General features: G+C 40.8%; 24 protein-coding genes. 11 read left to right on the top strand and 13 right to left on the bottom strand.

Annotated elements, in window-relative coordinates:
* Positions 1-109 precede the first annotated feature (109 nt).
* The 3 genes from AC1W6K_RS08780 (at position 110) to AC1W6K_RS08770 (ending at position 3,042) form a co-directional block, all read left to right on the top strand.
* A complete protein-coding gene (locus AC1W6K_RS08780; RefSeq protein ID WP_481721167.1) occupies positions 110-1,003 on the top strand; it encodes a sugar phosphate isomerase/epimerase family protein in 894 nt (297 codons plus the stop codon).
* A 24-nt stretch (positions 1,004-1,027) separates the two neighbouring features.
* Positions 1,028-2,242, top strand: coding sequence for a TCR/Tet family MFS transporter (locus tag AC1W6K_RS08775; protein ID WP_481721165.1), 1,215 nt, complete (start codon positions 1,028-1,030; stop codon positions 2,240-2,242).
* Positions 2,243-2,310: 68 nt separating this feature from the next.
* The gene (locus AC1W6K_RS08770) at positions 2,311-3,042 is read left to right on the top strand and encodes an outer membrane lipoprotein-sorting protein (protein ID WP_481947195.1); all 732 of its coding nucleotides are present in this window, start codon (positions 2,311-2,313) and stop codon (positions 3,040-3,042) included.
* A 36-nt stretch (positions 3,043-3,078) separates the two neighbouring features.
* Here AC1W6K_RS08770 and AC1W6K_RS08765 read toward each other — a convergent pair whose 3' ends face one another.
* Genes AC1W6K_RS08765 through AC1W6K_RS08755 form a run of 3 tightly spaced genes read right to left on the bottom strand, consistent with a single transcriptional unit; the run spans position 3,079 to position 5,073 of the window.
* Positions 3,079-3,999 (bottom strand): sugar phosphate isomerase/epimerase family protein, encoded by a 921-nt coding sequence (locus tag AC1W6K_RS08765; protein ID WP_481947194.1) that lies wholly within the window; start codon positions 3,997-3,999, stop codon positions 3,079-3,081.
* Positions 3,992-4,357: a transmembrane 220 family protein gene (locus AC1W6K_RS08760; protein WP_395784345.1), complete on the bottom strand. Its 366-nt coding sequence runs from the start codon at positions 4,355-4,357 to the stop codon at positions 3,992-3,994. Before AC1W6K_RS08760 ends, AC1W6K_RS08765 begins: the two co-directional genes overlap by 8 nt.
* A gap of 11 nt (positions 4,358-4,368) precedes the next feature.
* Positions 4,369-5,073: a tetratricopeptide repeat protein gene (locus AC1W6K_RS08755; RefSeq protein WP_481721159.1), complete on the bottom strand. Its 705-nt coding sequence runs from the start codon at positions 5,071-5,073 to the stop codon at positions 4,369-4,371.
* A 197-nt stretch (positions 5,074-5,270) separates the two neighbouring features.
* Between AC1W6K_RS08755 and fsa the strand changes: the two genes are divergently transcribed.
* Together fsa and AC1W6K_RS08745 are read left to right on the top strand one after the other, a co-directional pair.
* On the top strand, positions 5,271-5,927 hold the full coding sequence (fsa, locus tag AC1W6K_RS08750; RefSeq protein WP_481721157.1) for a fructose-6-phosphate aldolase: 657 nt from the start codon (positions 5,271-5,273) through the stop codon (positions 5,925-5,927).
* Between the two features lie 4 nt (positions 5,928-5,931).
* Entirely contained in the window at positions 5,932-6,603 is a 672-nt protein-coding gene (locus AC1W6K_RS08745; protein ID WP_481721155.1) for a cell division ATP-binding protein FtsE, read from the top strand.
* Position 6,604: 1 nt separating this feature from the next.
* Here AC1W6K_RS08745 and porX read toward each other — a convergent pair whose 3' ends face one another.
* Positions 6,605-8,170: a T9SS response regulator signal transducer PorX gene (porX, locus tag AC1W6K_RS08740; RefSeq protein WP_481721153.1), complete on the bottom strand. Its 1,566-nt coding sequence runs from the start codon at positions 8,168-8,170 to the stop codon at positions 6,605-6,607.
* 129 nt (positions 8,171-8,299) lie between these two features.
* Here porX and AC1W6K_RS08735 point away from each other — a divergent pair, with 129 nt between their 5' ends.
* Both AC1W6K_RS08735 and AC1W6K_RS08730 read left to right on the top strand, forming a co-directional pair.
* The gene (locus AC1W6K_RS08735) at positions 8,300-8,593 is read left to right on the top strand and encodes a HesB/IscA family protein (RefSeq protein ID WP_481947193.1); all 294 of its coding nucleotides are present in this window, start codon (positions 8,300-8,302) and stop codon (positions 8,591-8,593) included.
* Entirely contained in the window at positions 8,593-9,492 is a 900-nt protein-coding gene (locus AC1W6K_RS08730; RefSeq protein ID WP_481947192.1) for a Ppx/GppA phosphatase family protein, read from the top strand. The genes AC1W6K_RS08735 and AC1W6K_RS08730 overlap by 1 nt, the downstream gene beginning before the upstream one ends.
* On the opposite strand, the gene AC1W6K_RS08725 is transcribed toward AC1W6K_RS08730, so the two are convergent.
* The 5 genes from AC1W6K_RS08725 to AC1W6K_RS08705 all read right to left on the bottom strand — a co-directional run bounded on the left by AC1W6K_RS08725 (position 9,489) and on the right by AC1W6K_RS08705 (position 13,876).
* Positions 9,489-10,379 carry a DUF3078 domain-containing protein gene (locus tag AC1W6K_RS08725; protein WP_481721146.1) on the bottom strand — a complete coding sequence of 297 codons (891 nt, stop codon included), beginning with the start codon at positions 10,377-10,379 and terminating at the stop codon, positions 9,489-9,491. The genes AC1W6K_RS08730 and AC1W6K_RS08725 overlap by 4 nt on opposite strands.
* 28 nt (positions 10,380-10,407) lie before the next feature.
* A complete protein-coding gene (locus AC1W6K_RS08720) occupies positions 10,408-11,355 on the bottom strand; it encodes an aldose epimerase family protein (protein WP_481721144.1) in 948 nt (315 codons plus the stop codon).
* Entirely contained in the window at positions 11,352-12,131 is a 780-nt protein-coding gene (locus AC1W6K_RS08715; RefSeq protein ID WP_481947191.1) for a TIGR02757 family protein, read from the bottom strand. The genes AC1W6K_RS08720 and AC1W6K_RS08715 overlap by 4 nt, the downstream gene beginning before the upstream one ends.
* Positions 12,132-12,297: 166 nt before the next feature.
* Positions 12,298-13,125: a LysM peptidoglycan-binding domain-containing protein gene (locus tag AC1W6K_RS08710; RefSeq protein WP_481721140.1), complete on the bottom strand. Its 828-nt coding sequence runs from the start codon at positions 13,123-13,125 to the stop codon at positions 12,298-12,300.
* A complete protein-coding gene (locus AC1W6K_RS08705) occupies positions 13,112-13,876 on the bottom strand; it encodes a hypothetical protein (RefSeq protein ID WP_481947190.1) in 765 nt (254 codons plus the stop codon). Before AC1W6K_RS08705 ends, AC1W6K_RS08710 begins: the two co-directional genes overlap by 14 nt.
* A 3-nt stretch (positions 13,877-13,879) precedes the next feature.
* Between AC1W6K_RS08705 and kdsB the strand changes: the two genes are divergently transcribed.
* Genes kdsB through metF form a run of 3 tightly spaced genes read left to right on the top strand, consistent with a single transcriptional unit; the run spans position 13,880 to position 19,444 of the window.
* Positions 13,880-14,683, top strand: coding sequence for a 3-deoxy-manno-octulosonate cytidylyltransferase (kdsB, locus tag AC1W6K_RS08700; RefSeq protein ID WP_481947189.1), 804 nt, complete (start codon positions 13,880-13,882; stop codon positions 14,681-14,683).
* A 42-nt stretch (positions 14,684-14,725) separates the two neighbouring features.
* Positions 14,726-18,487: a methionine synthase gene (gene metH / locus AC1W6K_RS08695; protein WP_481947188.1), complete on the top strand. Its 3,762-nt coding sequence runs from the start codon at positions 14,726-14,728 to the stop codon at positions 18,485-18,487.
* 3 nt (positions 18,488-18,490) lie between these two features.
* On the top strand, positions 18,491-19,444 hold the full coding sequence (gene metF, locus AC1W6K_RS08690) for a methylenetetrahydrofolate reductase [NAD(P)H] (protein WP_481721132.1): 954 nt from the start codon (positions 18,491-18,493) through the stop codon (positions 19,442-19,444).
* Here metF and AC1W6K_RS08685 read toward each other — a convergent pair.
* The gene (locus AC1W6K_RS08685) at positions 19,436-19,990 is read right to left on the bottom strand and encodes an HNH endonuclease (RefSeq protein WP_481947187.1); all 555 of its coding nucleotides are present in this window, start codon (positions 19,988-19,990) and stop codon (positions 19,436-19,438) included. The two genes, metF and AC1W6K_RS08685, sit on opposite strands and share 9 nt — an antisense overlap.
* Positions 19,991-20,085: 95 nt before the next feature.
* On the opposite strand from AC1W6K_RS08685, the gene AC1W6K_RS08680 reads away from it, so the two are divergent.
* A complete protein-coding gene (locus tag AC1W6K_RS08680) occupies positions 20,086-20,442 on the top strand; it encodes a CoA-binding protein (RefSeq protein WP_481947186.1) in 357 nt (118 codons plus the stop codon).
* A gap of 1 nt (position 20,443) precedes the next feature.
* Here AC1W6K_RS08680 and purS read toward each other — a convergent pair whose 3' ends face one another.
* Genes purS through AC1W6K_RS08665 form a run of 3 tightly spaced genes read right to left on the bottom strand, consistent with a single transcriptional unit; the run spans position 20,444 to position 22,046 of the window.
* Positions 20,444-20,695, bottom strand: coding sequence for a phosphoribosylformylglycinamidine synthase subunit PurS (gene purS / locus AC1W6K_RS08675; protein ID WP_481947185.1), 252 nt, complete (start codon positions 20,693-20,695; stop codon positions 20,444-20,446).
* On the bottom strand, positions 20,692-21,408 hold the full coding sequence (gene pssA / locus AC1W6K_RS08670) for a CDP-diacylglycerol--serine O-phosphatidyltransferase (protein WP_481947184.1): 717 nt from the start codon (positions 21,406-21,408) through the stop codon (positions 20,692-20,694). Before pssA ends, purS begins: the two co-directional genes overlap by 4 nt.
* On the bottom strand, positions 21,405-22,046 hold the full coding sequence (locus tag AC1W6K_RS08665) for an MBL fold metallo-hydrolase (protein ID WP_481947183.1): 642 nt from the start codon (positions 22,044-22,046) through the stop codon (positions 21,405-21,407). Before AC1W6K_RS08665 ends, pssA begins: the two co-directional genes overlap by 4 nt.
* Between the last annotated feature and the right edge of the window lie 14 nt (positions 22,047-22,060).

The following is a 22,060-nucleotide window of genomic DNA, read 5'->3' as shown; positions in this document are numbered from 1 at the left end:
TTTCACTTTTTTCTTTCTAATTTTTTTGTTGTTTTGATAAACCTATTTAATCACTCAAGTTTGATGTCTAGCGTCTAATGTCTAGCGTCCAACGTCTAACCTCTTATTTATGCTTTCACGTCGTCGATTTATTGCGCAAAATTCACTTTTGGCTTTCGCTGCATTTGTCCCTACTGCCAAATCCAAAACCTACCGTATGGGCTATTCAGCCATTACATGGGGTGGGAAAGATGAACAGGCTATTGAAGAATTAGCGGAATTAGGTTACAAGGGCATTCAATTGCGCGCGAATACGTATCCGAAATACAAGGATAATCCTGCTGAATTGAAAGCTTTGCTAGATGCCAAAGGACTTTCTTTAGTCATGTTCTCGAGTGGCAATGTGGAGATAGACCCAGCAAAAAAAGAAGCAAATGCCGCGATGCACTTGAATCACGCACGTTTTGTCAAAGCCTTGGGAGGTACATCTATTCAATTAACGAATAGTTTACGTAAAAATAATGTGCCGCCAACCGCCGATGAGTTAGCGCGTTTGGGAGTAGCTATGAATGAAATTGGCGCATTAACAAAAGAGATTGGTATACAAGCCACGTATCATAACCACATGAATCAATATGGCGAAACGCCGGAGGAAGTGGATGCCTTAGTTCAAGCGATGGATCCAAAGTATGTTCGCCTCTTATTAGATGTAGCACATTATCACCAAGGAGGAGGCAAACCTGCGGAGGCTGTAATTAAATACAAAAAGGTATTGCATAGTCTTCACGTAAAGGATGTTGAATGTCCAATTACAGGTAATGCAAATCCTAAATCGTATAAATTTGTTGAATTAGGGCAAGGAAACGTAGATTTAGTGGGTGTTTTCGCCGCATTAGACAAAATTAAGTTTGCCGGCTGGACCATTGTAGAATTAGATGGTGTTCCTGATAAAGCCAAGACTCCTAAGCAATGCGCACAAATAAGTAAAGATTTTCTTCAGGCTAAAATTGCCTATCAATTTTAGTAAATTGCGTCCAAATTTACATGCATGTTACAGAAGAAGCGAAGCGCAGCGATTGGGTTTATATTTGTTACGTTAGTAATTGATGTGATGGGAATTGGAATTATCGTTCCGATGATGCCCACATTAATTCGAGGATTTACGGGGGGTGATTTAAGTATTGCCTCCCAATATTCGGGTTGGCTAATGGCCTCCTACGCTATTATGCAATTTGTATTTTCGCCAATCTTGGGCGGACTTTCTGATCAGTTTGGACGTAGGCCAATTATTCTGGCGTCTCTTTTTGGTTTTTCATTGGATTACTTACTGCTGGCAAATGCGCCTAACATTACTTGGTTGTTTGTGGGGCGCATTTTAGCTGGGATTACGGGAGCTAGTTTTACGACTGCACAGGCCTATATCGCTGATGTTTCTACGGATGAGAACCGTGCCAAAAACTTTGGTATGGTGGGAGCCGCGTTTGGTCTCGGGTTTATTGTTGGCCCCGCTGTGGGTGGATTTTTAGGTAATATAGATATTCATTTACCTTTTTATGCGTCTGCAGGTTTGACGATGGTCAATGCGCTTTATGGCTATTTTGTGTTACCTGAATCACTTTCGTTGGCGAATCGCCGACCATTCAATTGGAAAAGAGCTAATCCTTTTGGTTCGCTGAAACACATGTCGAAGTACCATCCGATGGTACTTGGTTTGGTAGGAGGTTATTTTTGTGTTCAATTAGCCAGTCAGGCGCATCCGAGTACCTGGTCGTATTTTACGATGAAAGTATTTGACTGGACTCCTGACGAGGTGGGATATTCATTAGCTTTTGTGGGCCTAATCGTTGCCGTCGTACAAGGTGGTTTGACGCGTGTAATTACGCCAAAAATAGGGGAGCGCAAAGCGATTTCGTATGGTTTATTATTGTGGGCTACAGGTTTTTTATTATTTGCTTTCGCCTCAGAATCTTGGATGATGTATGCATTTATGATTCCATTTGGGTTGGGTGGATTAGCTGGACCTGCGTTGCAAAGTTTAATTACGAAGCAGGTGGGGGCCAACGAGCAAGGTGAACTTCAAGGAGGATTAACCAGTTTGCAGTCCATTACGACAATTTTAGGCCCATTATTTGCGTCTAATTTATTTGCCTATTTCACTATGAGAGAACATAATTTTCCTGGTGCGGCATTTTTTGCGGCAGGAATCGTAGGACTTGTAGCTTGGGGTATCATCATGCGATCAATTCCAAAAAATAATCAGTAAACTGATAAATTTGTATGATTTGCGAATTCAAATCAGATATTTATTTACCTTTCAAAAAAAATAAAAAGATGAAAAGAAATTTTACACACGTGTTCGCTGGCTTACTGCTTTTAAGTTCTGCGATTGCCTTTGGTCAAAGTACGGAGGAGGTTTTAGCTAAGCATGAAGCGGCTATGGGAAGTTCTGAAAAATGGGCAGCAGTTAAATCTGCCGTTGTCAAAAATAAATTTAGTGTTCAAGGAATGGATATCGAATCAAAAACTTCGATGGCCGTTGGCAAAGCATTTCGGACCGAAGTGGAAGTAATGGGCAACAAAATCATTACCGTAGTGGATGAAAATTCAGGATGGATGATTCGTCCAGCGATGATGGGCGGAACGGGTGAGCCAGAAGATATGCCAAGGGAGCAAGTGAAATTAGCTGGATCACAGAAGAGTTTAGGTTCAGCTTTGATTCAAGCGAAAAATACGGGAGCTACTATTGAACTTGTTAGTAAAGAGAAATTAGATGGCGCGGATGTGTTTTTATTAAAAGTATCTAAGGCGGGAGGAGAGGATTCTCAAGTTTACGTTTCTTCCTCCACGTATTACATCGTTAAGACAATTTCTAAAGTTCAGGCGAATGGTCAGTCGGTGGATACAGAAGTAAATTATTCAAACTATAAAGCTGTGGATGGTTTATTTTTTCCTTTTACAGTTGAGGCGGCAAGCCCAATGGGCGGCATGATGCAAGTGGATACAACATCGGTGGAATTAAATGTCCCCGTAGATCCGAGCTTGTTTAAAAGGCCAAGTAAATAAAATCAAAAACGGGAGCCATTTGGCTCCCGTTTTTGATTAAGGTAAAAAAGTATTGATGTGGTTTCTGGCCGCTTGAATTGCCTTGTTAATATCTTCAGCAGATCCCTCAAAGGCCTTATCTTCCACTTCAATCACGATGGGCCCACGGTAGCGTACATCGTGTAAGGCAGAAATGAATTTTCCCCAATGGATGTCACCTAATCCGGGTATTTTGGGCGAATGGTATTCCAATGGATTGGCAAGAATGCCTACCCGATTTAATTTATCCGGATACACTTTTACATCTTTTAAATGAATGTGGTGCAATCGATCTGCATAGTGATGAATTGGGAATAAATAATCCATCTGCTGCCAAACCATGTGCGACGGGTCATAATTCAATCCAAAATTTGCTGATGGGATAATGCTGAATAATTGATCCCAAATTTTGGGTGTTGTCATTAGATTTTTGCCTCCCGGCCACTCATCGTCGGAGAAAAACATGGGGCAATTTTCAATTCCTATCTTTATATTTAAGGAATCAGCTAAAGCAATAATCTCGGGCCATACTTCTGAGAATTTTGTGATGTTTGATGCCACATTTTTTGTGTAATCGCGGCCAACAAACGTATTGACAACTGGGATTTCTAATACTGCGGCTGCGTGAATTACCTTTTTAATGTGCTCCCGATAAAAAGCTGCTTGTTGGTCATCTGGATCCATGGGATTCGGATAATAGCCTAATGCCGAGATTTTTACTGGATGTTGTTTCAAATAGGTCTTTAAATTTAAAAGTCCAAGTGAATCCAATTTGTCTACTGCAATGTGAGAAACCCCAGCATATCTGCGGGTATCCGCGTTTGTGGAGGGCCAGCACATCACTTCGACGCAGGCAAATTGAGCCCGATGTGCATAATCAAGAACTTGCTCTAAGGTCAAGTCAGGTAAAATGGCAGAATTTAAGCCGAGATCAAGCATGTTTTTTTAGTTTATCTAAGCTGTATAATAAAGCAAGAGCGAATGAACAGATCCACAGACCCACAGCCTCACGTGCTAATTCTTGGTTAATCGTCTTCATTGCTAGACCATCCGTCATAAATCCTTCCCAGGCGGTCATTTCGCTCCAAAGTTGAATACCAGCCATCAGGCTTAATATAAAAAGAATGCTTATCAATTCACGATTAACTTTTCCACGAACGGCTTGAATTGAAACATACACTGCTGAGCCATAAACAGGAACCCAAAGAATCGGATCTGGGTCATTTAATTGCCAGTATGAAAAGAGTGTAAAAATTACTGTAAACAGAATTCCAGCAATAAATAAGGGTTGCTTCATGATCGATTTATTTATTCGTTACATAAGTTTTTGACGGCTTGTGATGCCCCCGGATATTTTAATTTTTTGGCTTGTTGGAGCGCTAAACAAGATTTATCCTTTTCTTTAACATAATAATACGAAAGCCCCAATGCATAATACCCCTTTGCAAATTCTGTATTGGTTGTGACACTCGCCTCAAAATCTCGGATGGCTTCGGTGTAATTTAATTCTTGAAAATAGATATTACCTCGATTATAGCGGGCATTTATTTCGGTGGGTGTAATCTGCAGACAACGTGTAAAATCTGCTTTCGCCTCAGTAGGTTTCCCCAAGGCGGCTAAAACAATTCCACGTTGTAAATATCCTGCACTGGAATCAGGTTGAAGCTTAACGGCTTCGTCCGTTGGTAAAAATGCCTCTTTCCATTTCCCATTTTCCATTAATAAGGCACCTAGATTCAGTTGGGCCTGCACCAAAGACGGTTTTAATTCAATTGCCTTTCGGTATTGTATTTCTGCACCAGCTAAATCTTTTTCTTGAAACAGAATTACTCCTTGTAGGTTGTAGGCCTCAGCTAAACCAGGATTTTTTTCGATTGCCTTTTTGATGGCTTCTTTGGCTGAAACAGTTTCTCCTGCTTTTAGCCGTTTTTTGGCTTCCTCAAGCCAAGAATCTGCATCTGAAGAACAGGATAAGGTAAGTAGACTGAATAGTATGAAATAGGTAAATCGCATATTTTTTTAATAGTGAATAAAGTTACTGTCAAATTGGAAATTATTGACATATATTTTTGAAAAAAGCGGTGATTGTCGCATCTTTGCAGTGGCAAATTACCAGCTCCCTCTGAATCCCCCAGGTCTTGATCGAAGCAAGGGTAGGTAGGTCGTAGCGGTGAATTTGCCATTTTTTTGTTCATCTAAATCGTACAAGCATGAAATTTTTTATTGATACAGCAAATTTGGCACAAATTAAGGAAGCCCAAGATCTTGGGGTTTTGGATGGTGTAACAACCAATCCATCATTAATGGCAAAAGAAGGTATTCGTGGAAAAGATAATGTTTTACGTCACTATAAGGCCATTTGCGATATCGTAGATGGCGATGTTTCTGCGGAAGTTATTGCAACAGACTATGATGGTATGATTCGTGAAGGTGAGGAATTAGCTGAACTTGACGAAAAAATAGTTGTTAAAATCCCCATGATCAAAGAAGGTATCAAAGCCTTGAAATATTTCTCAGATCGCGGTATTAAAACAAATTGTACGTTGGTGTTCTCAGCAGGCCAAGCTCTTTTAGCTGCCAAAGCTGGCGCAACTTACGTTTCTCCATTCATTGGACGCTTAGATGATATTTCATTTGACGGTATTGAGTTGATCGAGCAAATTCGCTTGATCTATGATAATTACGAATTTGATACACAAATTCTTGCAGCCTCTGTTCGCCACCCAATGCACATCATCAAATGTGCTGAAGCAGCTGCAGATGTCATGACTGGACCATTATCAGCCATTTTAGCTTTATCAAAACACCCCTTGACTGATTCGGGTCTAGCTACTTTTTTAGCTGATCACGCCAAAGTAAACCAATAATTTTATGTCCATCCTGTCTTTTGAGCATGTAAGTATTTCCCAAGAGGGGATCCCGACCTTAACAGATATCAATCTTTCAGTTGAGGCAGGGGAATTTTATTATTTGATTGGACGTACAGGAAGCGGGAAAAGTACTTTTTTTAAATCAATCTTCGCTGAATTACCCATCGATGAGGGACAAGCTAAGGTTGTCGGCTATGATTTAGCAACCATCAAACGCAAGGATATTCCATTTTTGCGTCGCAAATTAGGGTTTGTCTTTCAGGATTTTCATTTACTGACCGATCGGAACGTAGAAAAAAATCTATCTTTTGTTCTAGAAGCTACTGGCCATACGGATCAAGCAGAAATTAAATCGTTAATTGAAAATGTGCTTTCTCGTGTAGGCATGTCTAATTCTATTCACAAACGTGTCCATAAGTTGTCAGGTGGTGAGCAGCAACGAATCTGTATTGCACGGGCAATCTTGAATAATCCCTTGTTGTTGTTGGCGGATGAGCCAACGGGCCATTTGGATCCCGAGGTCTCCTTAGAAATTATGCAGTTATTCAAAGAGTTGACTGCGCAAGGAACGGCCATTATTATGGCAAGCCATGATTACAACACCATGCGTCAGGTGCCGGGTAAATTTTTGAAGTGCGAAGGTGGTAAAATCGAACCAACTGCAGCAATCTAAGTTATTTTCCCACTAAATAAGCAACTGGTATAATGCATTCTTCTAACGAAATGCCTCCATGTTGGAATGTATTTCGGTAATGGTTTACGTATTGATTGTAGTTATTTGGGTAGGCAAACATGTGATCATCTTTCGCGAACACATAAGTTGTAGACATATTTGGCTTCGGTAGAAATAACTGCTCTGGCTTACGGCTTACAAACATTTTATTCGACGGATCCCAATTCAAATTCTTTCCCTGTTTGTAACGCAAGTTGGTATTCGTGCTTCGATCTCCGATGATTTTAATTGGATTTTGTACCCGAATCATACCATGATCTGTTGTGATAATTACCCGGCCCTTTTTATCCGAAATACGTTTTAGTAGATCGAAGAGGGGGGAATGCTGGAACCAACTAGCCGTTAAACTTCGGTAAGCAGATTCGTCCGGAGCTAATTCTTTGATCATCGCCATGTCTGTACGCGCATGCGAGAGCATATCTACAAAGTTATAAACGATTACATTTAGCTGGTTAGTGAGTAGTTTGTTGAAGTTGTCCACCAACTGCTTTCCTTGGTATTGATGGATAATCTTATGATAAGAAGCTTTTGCCGGAATACGTAAACGCTTCAATTGTTCATTTAAATAAAATTCCTCATGTTTATTGTATCCCTCTTCATCTTCAGAATCTCCTAAATCAAACACCCATTTATCCGGATAATTTTTATGGATTTCGGATGGCATCATTCCCGCAAAAATGGAATTTCGGGCATAGGCCGTTGTGGTAGGTAATATAGAATAATAGGTTTTCTCCTCTTCCATCTGGAAGTACTCCTGTATAAATATCTCGAGTGTTTTCCATTGATCGTAACGTAGGTTATCAATCAAAATAAAGAATAAGGGCGATTTGTCATTGATCCGGGGAAACACAAATTTACGCATCATCAAATGCGACAAAACGGGCGTATTCGCATCCGGACGCTGGAGCCAATTTTCGTATGAATTTTCAATGAATTTTGAAAAGTGAACATTCGCCTCCGATTTTTGATTGATTAAAACCTCCGACATGGATTTGTTTTCAGTTTGATCAATTTCTAATTCCCAATACGTTAGTTTCTTATAAATATCAGCCCATTCTTCGGCGTTTAATCGGTCTTGGTAACGCATCGATAATTCCCTAAATTCTTGCTGGTAACTTAAATTCGTCTTCTCCTCCTCTAAGCGCTTCTTGTCAAAAATTCGCTTGACAGAAAGTAATAATTGATTTGGATTTAGTGGCTTTATGAGGTAATCCGCAATTTTTGATCCAATCGCATCTTCCATTAATTCCTCCTCTTCTGACTTCGTAATCATGATAACCGGGAGGTTAGGACGTATTTTTTTTATGGCAATTAAGACTTCGAGGCCCGACATACCAGGCATGTTTTCATCCAAAAACAAGACATCGAATTTTTGTGTATTGACTAAATCAAGCGCATCTGCACCTGAATTGACCGAAGTAACTTGATAGCCCTTATTTTCAAGGAATATAATGTAGGGAGTAAGTAAGTCGATTTCGTCGTCTGCCCAAAGAATGGAATAAATCATCGTTGCGTTTTTAACCTTAACTTGTTTGTGTCCGAATTATTGTGTGTGTAAAAATTAAAATTTGTTAACCACTCATTCGTGAAATAGCAGGCTAAATTTAACTATTTTTGCGCAGGCAATCGTTTTTGTATGTCAAATAATTCACCCGTTACTTTTACTGATTCTGCACGTGAAAATTTACGTAGCATCATTGAAAATGGTTCTATGCCAGAGCCATATGTTCGCATAGGTATGCGAGGTGGAGCTTGCGGTGGAACCTATGTTTTAGGGTTTGATCAAAAATCGGAATTTGATGACCAATACCTGATTGCTGAAATACCGGTGGTCATCGACAAACGCCAAATGTTATTTGTCGTAGGCACTGAGGTTGATTTCGATCCCGGCGCCAATGGCTTTTATTTACATAAACCTAAAGTAAACTAATGAAATTCGCTGCTATCGACATAGGTTCAAACGCCGCACGTCTTCAGATATCATCTGTGCTCGACAATGAGGGGATGATCAGTTTTAAGCGTGTAGAATATGTTCGATTCGCGCTTCGTTTGGGGCATGATGTGTTCACCGACGGGGCTATTAGTCCTGAATCGGAGGTGCGAATTTTTAAATTAATGCACGCTTACAAGTTATTAATGGATTTGCATGAGGTACAGGATTATGCCATTTGTGCTACCTCAGCGATGCGTGAGGCTACTAATTCAGCTGAAATTATTACACGCGTCCATAAGATTTTGGACATGAAAATTCAATTGATTGACGGAACGCGCGAGGCGGAGCTCATCAATGATGTCGTTGTGAAATCGCTAAATCCGAAAAAAAATTACTTGCATATTGATGTTGGTGGTGGTTCAACGGAGCTGAATTTTTACCGAAATCAAGAAAAATTTGCAACCAAATCCTTCAAGATCGGATCTGTACGATTGCTGGAGGGCAAGGAGAAAGCGGGAGATTGGGAGAAAATGCAGCAGTGGATTAGCCTTCAAAAAAGCACTATTTCCGGTCCGGTATATGCTGTTGGTACTGGTGGAAATATCAGTAAGTTGTACAACTTATCGACGCAGGTAGACGAGCAAAAAACAATGGATTTTGAGGAATTGAAGCGGATAGCTGATTTTGTTGGCTCTTACAGTTATGAAGAACGTGTGAATAAATTGCGTTTAAATACGGATCGCGCGGATGTTATTGTGCCGGCGGCATCGATCTATTTATTAGCGATGAACTTAGCAGGATGTGAAACAATCTTTGTTCCTGACCTTGGTTTGAAAGATGGAATTATTCAAATGTTACATGAACGCATGCAGGCACGCCGGCGCTCAACTACTTAATTACCCAATCGGTACAACACGCCCATGGCTAAAATTTGCGAAAATTGCCAATTGGGATCTTGGTCATAATCTCGGAAAAGAACAGCTTGTAGGTTTGTTGACACATATTTATTCACCTTCATGGTAAAGTTGGCATCCAGTCTGTGTACAATTCCATCCGTTTTCCCAAGTCTGAAATAGTCTATAAGCGCTGAATAACGAGCCTTCATATTTATGTTCTGAAAAATTTCTTTCTCTACGTTCATTAAATATTGAAAGACGAATTGATTTCTAATATTATCTCCTGGACGCTCCAATCCATACAATCCCGCGCGTGAAATACGCTCATCGAAGACAAACGTTTGGCGTAAACTTCCAATACCGATTCGTGTGTAAAATGATTTTTGCGGATGGTATTCCAAGCCCATCGAAGTCGTCAAATAGGCTGGTGCAAAGATATTTGAAACGAGTGAATCTATGGGAAACCCTAATTTATTCTTTTTGCTGTACTCAATACCTTTGAAAAATTGGGATTGAAAGTTGGTCGAACCATAAAAATCCCATTTGGGACTTATGCGGTAACCAGCTTTAAACTCGTAAAATATACGGTCGACGTTCTTTCGGAGTGATTGCGTTCTGTTTTGTAAAAATCCTACTTGCAGATTTAGATCACTATTTAATCGCCAATTTTTATTGACAACTTTAGCGGAATGATTTAAAAACCAACCAATCGCAAAGGTATTTGAACCTCCTCCTTTCCAGTTATCACTGAAGCTGGATTGATTTAGGTTAATACCCGTATTAAAATCCTTTTTCCATTGTTGTGCCAAACTATCCGCTTTAACCATACCAAACAGTTGGCCTGAGGCAAAAAGAATGCAAAAAATGAATGTAAATAGTGATTTCATGTCGACAAATGTACAAAAATGATTTGGCCTACCGCACTGCTTGGCGTCCTTTTCCTACCCATAAATAAACTTCTGCGTCGAATTGGGCGTCGGGAGTCAAAACGAGTAAGCCATCACCGGTATTATAGGCGTCGGTATTGGCAGTCATTGGTTCAATCGCCACAGCGTTTTGATCTTCGATTGCAAATACGACTAGGAATGGGAATTCGATACTGGATTGCTCTAGGTAAAGGCTGATTTCTCGTTGGTTATCATATAATTCAGTTACATGTTTTTCCATGGGTTTTAAGCGAAATACATGATCTGGTTTTTCTGTCGCTAAAGCAATCGGTTCGGATCGATCAAACGCTTCTTCGTGCATGGGAATCATTTGTGAATCAGACAGAAAGCGCGATTTTGAAGCAAATTTCACTTCGAGTTTATCCAATAACGTATCTGGAAAACCGAAATATGGATGCCAACCGCACGCAAATGGCATATTAGTTGACCCTGTATTTTTAGCATGTAAATTGACCCGCAATCCACCACTTTTTTCAAAGGTATACTCGATTGAAAATTGAAATGGGAAGGGGTAGCCTTTTACAGCGCCTTCATTAACATGACTAATTCGAATCGAGGCCTCATTTTCCGTTGCCTTTGAAGCTGTTAAAATGAATGGGATTCGCGCTACTAAACCGTGGATCGCATTGCCTAAATCTGGTTCATTGATGGCCAACTGATAATTTCGGCCTTCAAAAGAATAATTTCCATTTCGAACACGGTTTACCCAAGGACTTAACCAAGCCGAAGGATGATATGGGTTAGATTCTAAGGGGTATCGGTCAGAAAAGGGCAGTTTTACGACGTTTAAAAGCTCTTTTCTAACTTCCACGTCGTAACGTGTCAGTAATCCTCCCGCACCTAGATTAATTTCCACGCGCGCATGGTTGCTCGGATTAACTAATGAAATCAGTTGTTCGTTTTGTTCGATGATCATTGCCAAATCGTTTTTTCTTCAATGCCCATTCCATACAGGGCGAAATCATATTTTACAGGATCATGGGGGTCTAGTTGACGCAATGATTCTGTTAATTCCAATGCTTTATTCCAGTTTGCAGGCCCCGGAGAAACTAAATGTAAACTTTCAGCTGTCCGTTGCGCATGAACGTCCAACGGACAAACGAGTTGGGATGGCTTAATATTGTTCCACATACCAAAGTCCACACCAAATTCATCTTTTCGTACCATCCACCTCAAATACATACAAATTCGTTTACACGCCGATTTTTTAAAAGGAGCTGAAACATGTTTTTGCGTGCGCTTTGGCGCAAATTCATCATCAAAAAAATGGTGAAAAAAGCGATTTATGGAAGCTTCAACAGTTATTTCTGCGGGATTGTATTGCGTACTAAACGCAGCTTCAAGGCTCGTGTGCTGTGAAAAATGCCGATTAAAAAATCGGATAAAATACAAGGTATCTGTGTAATTAAAGGTCCGATGCTTGAAGGTTTCAAAACGTTTTAAATCATGCGCTTGATGGCCCATAATAAACGCGTGTGGCGCACCATCAAACAATTGGATTAATTCGTTTGCATTGGATATGATGGTTTTTCGTTGGCCCCAGGCCAACATCGCCACCCAAAATCCCATGATTTCAATGTCTGGTTGGTGACTAAATGCATGTGGTATTAGAATCGGGTCATGCTCGATGAAACGAGGATGATTGAAAAATGCATATTTGGAATCCAAGAGGTTTTGGATATGCTGCTCCATGGCGCTTATTTATTGCCGAAAAATGCAAGTAACCTTGAGGGTAAGGAAAGTATCCAAACAAAGACAGTTATGGTTGCAGAAAATGCAGCAATAAACGGGTAGGAGAGAATAAATAGGATCTCGAATGCTACCTTACCAGCTGTTATAGGTCTTTTTCGTTTGGCCATTATTGAACTAAATAACTGATTTCAGTGCGGATACGTTTGTCAATCGCATTTAATCGTTCAAATGCTTTCGGAGATAATTTGATGATTAATTTATTATCTGAACTCGGTAAACGACCAATTACCTTTACCCAAATACTCTGATTGTTGGCTAAATTTTTAACAAGTACTAATGTGCCGATTGGAGCAGATTTATGTAAGGCTAAGTATTTACCTGAATTGTCTGGTACGTCAATTAATTCGGCAATTCCCGTTTCAATGGTTTTTCGCAAGCCATCATTATTGCTAATATCAGCTTCGGTATTGACAGCTTCTGGTGTTTTGCTTGGCATTAAAGTGGATTTATCCACCGCTGTAGGTCCAGAGATTTGAAGGCGTTGGCCTTCTTTTAATACATCCGTCGTCAAGTTATTCCATTTGCGCAATTCTGCCATCGTGACTTTGTAGAGATTTGCAACGGTTAATAAACTTTGTTTTGCGGCAACGATGTGCAAGCCCGATGCGTTGCTCGGTTTTTCTAATGATACTTTTTCAATTGGCTTAGCCACAGAAAGAAGCGTGTTTGTACTCTCGTCCAGATAATGGACCGGGATAAAGACAATTTCACCCGAATTTACTGGAATACTAATTTCTGGATTTACTTGCTTAAACTCAGCTAAAGAAAGGTTGTATTTCTTTAATATAGAAAACAATGTCTGCTTGGATCCTACTTTGTAGACGATGTACGTTTTGTTACTTTCCTTTTTAAGTCCTAAAGAGTCAAGTGACGTGGCCTTTGTAGCAAGTGTGAATCCAAAAACCAGTAAAAAGATTAGTTTAAATGTCCGCATAGATCACTAATTCATGTTTATCTCGTATGTATACCAAATGTCCGTTAACGATTTGAAACGTTTGAAAGCCAATTTTTTCTCCTTCTGCTAGCGTTTCTTCATGGAGTGTCTGGAAATCAAACGTGCAAATGCGCAATCGATTTTTCCAGCCCTGCGCGTAAAGGTAATAAGAAAAAATTAGCTTATCAGAACCTTCCCAGTAATCCAATCCTTTTGCAATCGTTTCTCCAAATTTTTGCTCAAATAGCTTTTGAAAAGCCTCTAATCCCGGCTGACTTTCCTCAAAATGCTGGGGAGATTCAAATGAAACGCCTTGCCATTTTATTGATTTCTGTGTCTCATAAATCCCCGTTTGCAAGTTTATATCTCCCTTTTGGGTGCGTAAATAGATTCCCTCCAATGCGATCCAATTTGTCAATTCAACCCGATAGACATTTCTGCCTGTTGCTAAATCATATCCTTCAATTGCCTCAATTCCTGGATTTTTTCCCGTATGTAAACAAAGGAAAACAGCCATGTTTTGAATGCCCGTGAGCCAACTTTTTGGTTTGTTGGCCTCCGCCGGAAATGGAATTTCGCGGGTACTAAAGTCTATCAAATCTACCTCATGCCACTGGCAGGTTTCATTAACACGTGTCTCAATCCAGCATTTAGGATGCTGGGCATCACCGTAGTATCCGGTGCTCCATATATTTCCTGAAAAAGTATGCGTGTGTATTTTTTCCACCTTTGTCCCACGGATTCCCCGCAAATTATGTGCAAATTTGGTGAAAATTTTAGCATAACCGCTTCTATTCTCATGATGCAAGGTAAAAAAGTTATTGCCGTGATTCCCGCCCGTTACGCATCTACGCGCTTTCCGGGTAAACCTCTAGTGGATATTGGAGGTAAATCGATGATAGAGCGAACATTTGAGCGCGTATCCGCAGTGATTGGTTGGCATCGCATTATTATTGCGACGGACGACGTGCGGGTCCAACAAGCCGCCTTAGCTTTTGGGGCAGAAGTATGTATGACGCGAGAGGATCATGTTTCAGGTACGGATCGCTGTGCTGAGGTCATGGAGAAATTGGGGGAGCCTGTTGATTATGTTGTTAATATTCAAGGGGATGAGCCTTTTATTGAGCCGGCCCAACTTACGGAATTGGCCGCTGGGTTTGCCACAAATGCGCCTATTTTGACCTTAATTAAGCGTGTGGAGGACGAAAACACCCTATTTTCAATCAATACCCCTAAGGTTGTTATCAATGAGTTAGGTCATGCCTTATATTTTTCACGTCAAACAATTCCGTTTTTACGCGGGGTGGCGCAAGAAGATTGGTTGGCCCATCACCCCTTTTATAAGCACATCGGTTTATATGCCTATCGCGCTGACACATTGCGTGAATTAAGTCTTTTAAAGCCCTCAGCGCTAGAATTAGCGGAGTCTTTAGAGCAATTACGTTGGCTAGAAAAAGGCTATGTCATCCAGACCATTCAAACCGAATATGAAACGATTGGGATTGATAGTCCTGCAGATTTGGAAAAAATCAAAAAAATGGGCTTTCTAGGCGCTTAATTCTTGCTTCAATTCCTCTGATTTTGGTATCTTTGCACTCATATGCAGAAGCCATCTATTTACGAACAATTGCGCAACCGGATTCTTGTGTTGGACGGCGCAATGGGTTCCTTGATTCAAGAATACAAATTATCGGATGCTGATTATCGTGGCGATCGATTCAAAGATTTTCCACATGAGGTAAAGGGTAATAATGACCTTTTGACACTCACACGTCCAGATGTAATCAAAGAAATACATACCAAATATTTTGCGGCAGGAGCGGATATCGCGGAAACAAATACCTTTTCGGGTACCTCCATTGCGATGGCCGATTACCACATGGAGGAATTGGTGTATGAATTAAACTTTGAATCTGCACGCATTGCGCGGGAAGCCGCGGATGAATTTACAGCGCAAAATCCCGCAAAACCACGTTATGTCGCAGGTTCAATCGGACCGACGAATCGGACACTTTCATTATCTCCGGACGTTAACGATCCCGGGTTTCGAGCCGTTACTTTTGATGAATTGGTTGAAGCTTATACAGAACAAGTACGTGGTTTAGTGGACGGTGGTGCTGATTTATTATTGGTAGAAACCGTCTTTGATACACTAAATGCGAAGGCAGCACTTTTCGCGATTGATCACTATTTCAAGGCAAATCCGTCCAAACCCTATTTGCCCGTCATGGTCTCTGGGACGATTACGGATGCTTCGGGACGCACGCTTTCAGGTCAAACGACAGAGGCATTTTTAACCTCAATTTCACACATGCCACTTTTATCCGTGGGCTTAAATTGCGCATTAGGGGCAGATTTGATGCGACCTTACATCAAAACGCTAAACGATAAATCCCCATTTTTTGTATCGGCTCACCCGAATGCAGGTTTGCCGAATGAGATGGGAGAATATGATGAATCGCCAGAGGAAATGGCGGAGGTCATTGAGGATTTCATGCAACATGGTTTTGTTAATATTATTGGAGGTTGTTGCGGAACGACGCCTGCCCATATTCAAGCAATTGCTGAAATAGCTGCTAAATATAAGCCCCATGTTATTCCCGACAATACGAAAAATCAGAAGCTATCTGGTTTGGAGCCTTTGGAAATTTTTGAGCCAACTATCTTTGTCAATATCGGTGAACGGTGCAACGTGACTGGTTCTAAGAAATTTGCCCGTTTAATTCGAGAAGAAAATTTTGAGGAAGCGATTGCCGTGGCGCGTGAACAAGTAGATGGTGGTGCTCAGATTTTGGACATCAACATGGATGAGGGGATGATCGATGGCGTCAAAATGATGCCACAGTTTTTGAATTTATTAATGGCTGAACCCGATATCGCGCGTTTACCGATCATGATTGATTCTTCTAAGTGGGAGGTGATTGAAGCTGGTTTGAAATGCGTGCAGGGTAAGTCAGTTGTTAACTCGATTTCCCTGAAAGAAGGAGAAGAGCGATTTATTGAATTAGCGAATAAGGTTAAGCAATATGGCGCATCTGTCGTGATTATGGCGTTTGACGAAGATGGTCAAGCGGATTCGTACGAGCGACGGATTGAGATTTGTACACGTGCCTACCGTATTTTGGTTGATGTTGTCAAATTCCCTGCGCAAGACATTATTTTTGATCCGAATATTTTAACGGTTGCTACTGGAATTGATGAGCATAATAATTATGCAAATGATTTTATCAAGGCTACTAAGTGGATTAAAGCAAATTTACCTCACGCCAAAGTATCGGGTGGGGTGTCTAATATTTCTTTTTCTTTCCGCGGAAATGAACCTGTTCGCGAAGCGATGCACACCGTTTTCTTATACCATGCGATTAAGGCGGGTATGGATATGGGGATTGTAAATGCGAGTCAATTAGGCGTTTATGATCAAATTGAACCATCTTTACGTGATTTGTGCGAGGATGTTTTGTTAAATCGTAACGCCGAAGCTACCGAGAAACTAGTTCATTTCGCTGAGACAGTTAAGTCAGTTGGGAAGGAAGCTGTGGTAGATGATGCATGGCGCCAATTACCTGTTAGTAAGCGACTTGAGCATGCATTGATTAGAGGTTTGACGGAATTTATTGATGAGGATGTGGAGGAAGCGCGCCAATTGGTTGAGCGGCCTATCCAAGTAATCGAGGGTCCTTTGATGGATGGCATGAATGTGGTCGGTGATTTGTTCGGCGAAGGAAAAATGTTTTTACCCCAAGTGGTGAAGTCGGCACGCGTCATGAAAAAGGCCGTTGCTTATTTATTACCTTTCATCGAAGCTGAAAAACAAGGAGGCGAAAGTTCATCCGCTGGTAAAATATTAATGGCTACCGTAAAAGGCGACGTCCATGACATCGGTAAAAATATTGTTGGTGTTGTCTTAGCTTGTAATAATTACGAAGTAATCGACATTGGCGTGATGGTATCCTGCGAAAAGATTTTAGCAGCTGCCAAAGAACATCAAGTTGATATAATTGGTCTTTCAGGTCTGATTACACCTTCTTTAGATGAGATGGTGTATGTGGCGAAGGAGATGGAACGCCTTGGATTTACCATACCTTTGTTAATTGGTGGAGCTACTACTTCACGGATCCATACGGCGGTTAAAATTGATCCACATTACAGTGGACCCGTGATTCACGTATTAGATGCTTCGCGGTCTGTACCTGTGGCGGGACGTTTGCTTCAAAGTGAGTTGACAGCCCAAGAGATTTTTACGGATATTAAAAAAGAATATGCGGAGTTGCGGGTGTCGCATGCGGCGCGCCAACAAGAGAAAAATTATTTATCAATTGCGCAGGCGCGTCAAAAGCCATCCGGCATCGATTGGACAGGATTTAAAGCAAATCAGCCATCATTTTTGGGTGTGAAATACTTCCAAGATTATTCCTTGGCTGAAATCGCGAAATACATTGATTGGACACCATTCTTCTCCACGTGGCAATTGTCTGGGAAATACCCGCGTATTTTTGATAATGAGACGGTTGGCGTGGAAGCGCGTAAATTATTTAATGATGCCCAAACCTTACTACAAGAAATCATAGACCAAAAGTTATTGACGGCTAAAGCTGCGCTTGGGTTTTTTCCTGCGAATTCCTTGGGTGACGATATAATTTTACATGATTTTGAAGAAAAGGTGCAAGAAGTACCCTGTGAAAAACATGGAGTGCATGCACATACGTCGTTTAACATTCAGCGTAAAGATGAGACTTCGGATTCGACGGCTTGGTTGCATCATTTGCGCCAACAAGGCCAGAAGTCGGCCTCTTTACCTAATCGTTGCCTAAGTGATTTTGTTGCTCCATTATCGACGGGAGAAACGGATTATGTGGGTGCGTTTGCGGTGACAACAGGTATTGGAATTGAAGCATTATTAGCGAAATATGAGGCGGAGCATGATGATTATAACTCCATCATGGTTAAGGCATTAGCGGATCGTTTGGCGGAAGCGTTTGCTGAGTTAATGCATGAGCGGGTACGTCGGGAATACTGGGGATATGCGGCTGATGAGTCCATGAGTAATGAAGAGTTAATTATGGAAAAATACCAAGGTATTCGTCCTGCGCCAGGATATCCTGCTTGTCCTGATCATACGGAAAAGAAACGTCTGTTTGAATTATTGGATGCTGAGAAGCAGATAGGCATTCAATTAACAGAAAGTTACGCGATGTATCCGGCATCGGCAGTTTCTGGATTTTATTTCGCGCACGAAGAAAGTACGTATTTTGGTTTAGGTAAAATTGCCAAAGACCAAGTTGTGGATTATGCAGCTCGGAAAGGCATGGCACTAGAAGAGATTGAGCGTTGGTTGAGTCCTGTTTTAACATATGATGCGTAGGCTATGACGAAGATTACACAGTATTTAGAGTCGGCAAAAGGCAAGACTTTGTTCTCGATTGAGATTATTCCTCCAATGAAGGGACAGCATTTAGGAGAATTGGTTTCCCACATTGAACCCCTGATGGAGTTTAATCCGCCGTTTATTGAAGTAACCTATCACCGCGAGGAGTATGTTGAGAAGTTGGTGGATGGTGAACTAAAACGCATTCCAATTCGTAAGCGTCCAGGTACCTTAGGTATTTGTGCCGCTATCATGCAGCGTTTTAAAACAGAGGCGGTTCCCCATGTTATTTGTGGTGGATTTACGAAGGAAGAGACAGAAGATTTCTTGATTGATTTACATTATTTAGGAATTGAGAATGCACTTATATTGCGTGGAGACCAAGAAAAAGGCGAGGATCGATTTGTTCCAAAGCCCGGTGGTCATGCGTATGCGAATGAATTAGTGGCTCAAGTCCACGCGATGAATCAAGGTATTTTACTGCATGAAGAGACAGAATCTTTGCCAACTAATTTTTGTGTGGGGGTTGCAGCTTATCCGGAAATGCATTTTGAGGCGACTTCCTTGGATGAGGACTTACGCTATTTAAAACAAAAAGTAGATGCGGGTGCCGATTATATTGTCACCCAAATGTTTTTTAACAATCAACATTATTTTGATTTTGTGGCAAAATGTCGAGCCATGGATATTCAGGTGCCCATTATTCCGGGATTGAAACCATTAGCAACTGCCCGTCAATTAGAGATTCTGCCTGAAATATTTCACCTGGAGATTCCTGAGATATTGGTGAAAGAAGTGGAAAAATGTACCAACAACGCAGCTATAAAGCAAGTTGGGATAGACTGGGCAGTAGAGCAAGGAAAGGAATTAATCAAGGCTGGCGTTCCCGCTTTGCATTTTTACACCATGAGTAAATCAGATAGTGTAAAGGCAATTGCTTCTCAATTATTTTAAGTGTACTTGTTTCCAGTTAGAACCATTTTTAATCCGGTTAACCTGCGTTGAAGTAACACCAAATTGCTTTGCAATCATTTTTATACGGTTTTTGCCTGTTTGGAGCATCTGTTTGATGAGCAAAACTTTCGCAACATTTAACTTGTAATTCTTCGTGCGTGCAGGCCTTTTCTTCATCAGAATAGCCGGATTGTGTGCATTATGTGCTGTCAACGTATCGCGTGTGACCCAAGCTAAATTTTCAACTCGGTTGTTTTGTTTATCGAAATCTCGGTGAATTACATAAATCGCATGGGTATCTTGGTTTGGAAGGAAAAGCTCAGCTACGAGTTTATGGACATAGCGATTAATCGAACTACCTTGATAGCGAATATTCAATGAGTTGTAATTCTGGATGCTAGAGCCTCGAATGATTTTTCCGAGCGAATTTGTTTTGAAACTTTTTATTCGGCCAAAATTAGAAATTTCAATATGAATTTCTTTTGGCCAATCAGTGGATTGAATACGTTTCCATTGTTCAATCCAAGATGTAGGAGTTGAATGCATGACTTTAATTAGTGGTTGTGCTGTAATTACGTCTTTTAAATCTATAAAACGTTTCTTTTTGTACTAATATTGCATCACAAAACTGATAATTTACGATGCGCGTTTTAGTCTATGGTGCTTCCACAAATCCAGCTCGATATGCTTTTATTGCTACGGAATTATTGCTTTCGAAAGGGTATGAAGTGATTTTGGTAGCATACAAACCTGGCGAAATTGGGGGAATTGACATACAGGTGGGCCAACCGGACTTGGTTGATATTCACACGGTTACATTGTATGTAGGGCCTCAAAATCAGACGGATCTTTTGGCATATGTAATGCGTCTTCAGCCTAAACGGGTAATATTTAATCCAGGTACAGAAAACCCAGACTTAATGAAGCAGCTTGCTGCGGAGGGGATGGAAGTAGAAGAGGCCTGCACGCTAGTGATGTTGCATACAGGCCAATTTTAATTTATATGGCTTTCAGGGTGAATTCGAATTCCTCCATGATCAAGTTGGCCAATAATTTCTTGCAAGCTTCGGTTACAATTTCATGCGCCGTGGCTTCGGTGGCCGCTTCTAGTTGTAAGGTGATATGCTTTCCAATACGCACATCAGAAACCTGTGTGATATTTAAATTTTGTAAGCCAATGCGAACTGCTTTTCCTTGTGGGTCAAGAATTTCTTTTTGAGGCATTACATTGATTTCTGCGATAAATTTCATTTTTGTTTGGTATTAAGTAACGATTGTAATAAGGATAAGGCGATATAGGAAATTACTAAGATTGGGAAAGCTGCAAATTTAAGCAATAGCAATATAGCAACACAATAAATTAGGAATAAGTAGCGCATTTGGTTTGCTGCCCATCCCCAAGATTTAAATTTAAAGGCCATCAACGGAAATTCAGCGACTAATAAATAACTCATGATTATGCTGTAAATCAGTAAACCTTTGAAATGAAGAATATAGGGGCTAAATTCTGGTTGAAAATGTAGAATTAACGGCAAGGATGCCACTAATAGCCCATTTGCAGGAGTGGGTACCCCGATGAACTGATCGCTTTGGCGGGTATCTATGTTGAATTTTGCGAGTCGGTAGGCTGACATTAACGCCAGGGAAAAAACCATAAATGGTTTGTAGAACCCGAATATACCCACGGTGCATTGTGTACCACAACTTTGTTCAACGAGCGTGAAAAGGATGAAGCTTGGTAAAACACCAAAAGAAACCATGTCGGCTAGGGAATCTAATTGCTTCCCCAATTCCGAATAGGCATGGAGTAATCGAGCTAAGAATCCATCTAAGAAATCACAAACAAGCGAAATGAGAATGCAATAGGAAGCCCAAAGTAAATTACCCTGCATGACAAAGTAAATACCCAAACAGCCCGCAAGCAGGTTAGCCAATGTAAATAAATTTGGTATTTCTTTTTTCATGCTTTTACAAAGGGATTATGTTGTTTTTCCTCTGCAATAGACGTTTTAGGCCCATGTCCTGGATAAACAATCGTCTCTCCAGGCAATGTATATAATTGCGTTTGAATGCTATGCATTAAGTCGGCATGATTACACAACGGAAAATCTGTCCTACCCACACTCCGTTTGAAAAGTACGTCTCCACCGATTACCCAGCCTTGCTTTTCTAAATAAAAAGCCACGTGTCCGGGTGCATGACCGGGTACAAATAAAATTTGTATGTCAAATTCCCCAATTTGAATACGCTCTGTTTCGCTAATCCATTTATCGACGTTTGCAGCCTGATAATGCGGGAATCCGTAGACTTCAGCGCGATTGCCAGCGTCATCAAGTAAGGGTTTGTCCTTGAGATGTAGACAAAAAGGGATTTTGTATTCGGTTTGGAAAAAGGATACACCTAAAACGTGGTCAATGTGCGCATGGGTGTTCAAAATGTATTTCATTTGAATACCTTTTGCTGCGATAAAGTCCTTGATTTTTTTACGTTCCTCAAATTCATAACAGCCCGGGTCGAAAACAAGTCCATTTCCGGCATCATCCCACAGTAAGTAGGTGTTTTCTTGAAAGGGATTGAATGTGAAGACTTCGAGTTGTAACATAGAGGGACAAATTT

It is taken from the genome of Aquirufa sp., assembly GCF_964796385.1.
Note: the sequence above shows the minus strand (reverse complement) of the source record. Positions and strands in the feature narration are given on the sequence as shown.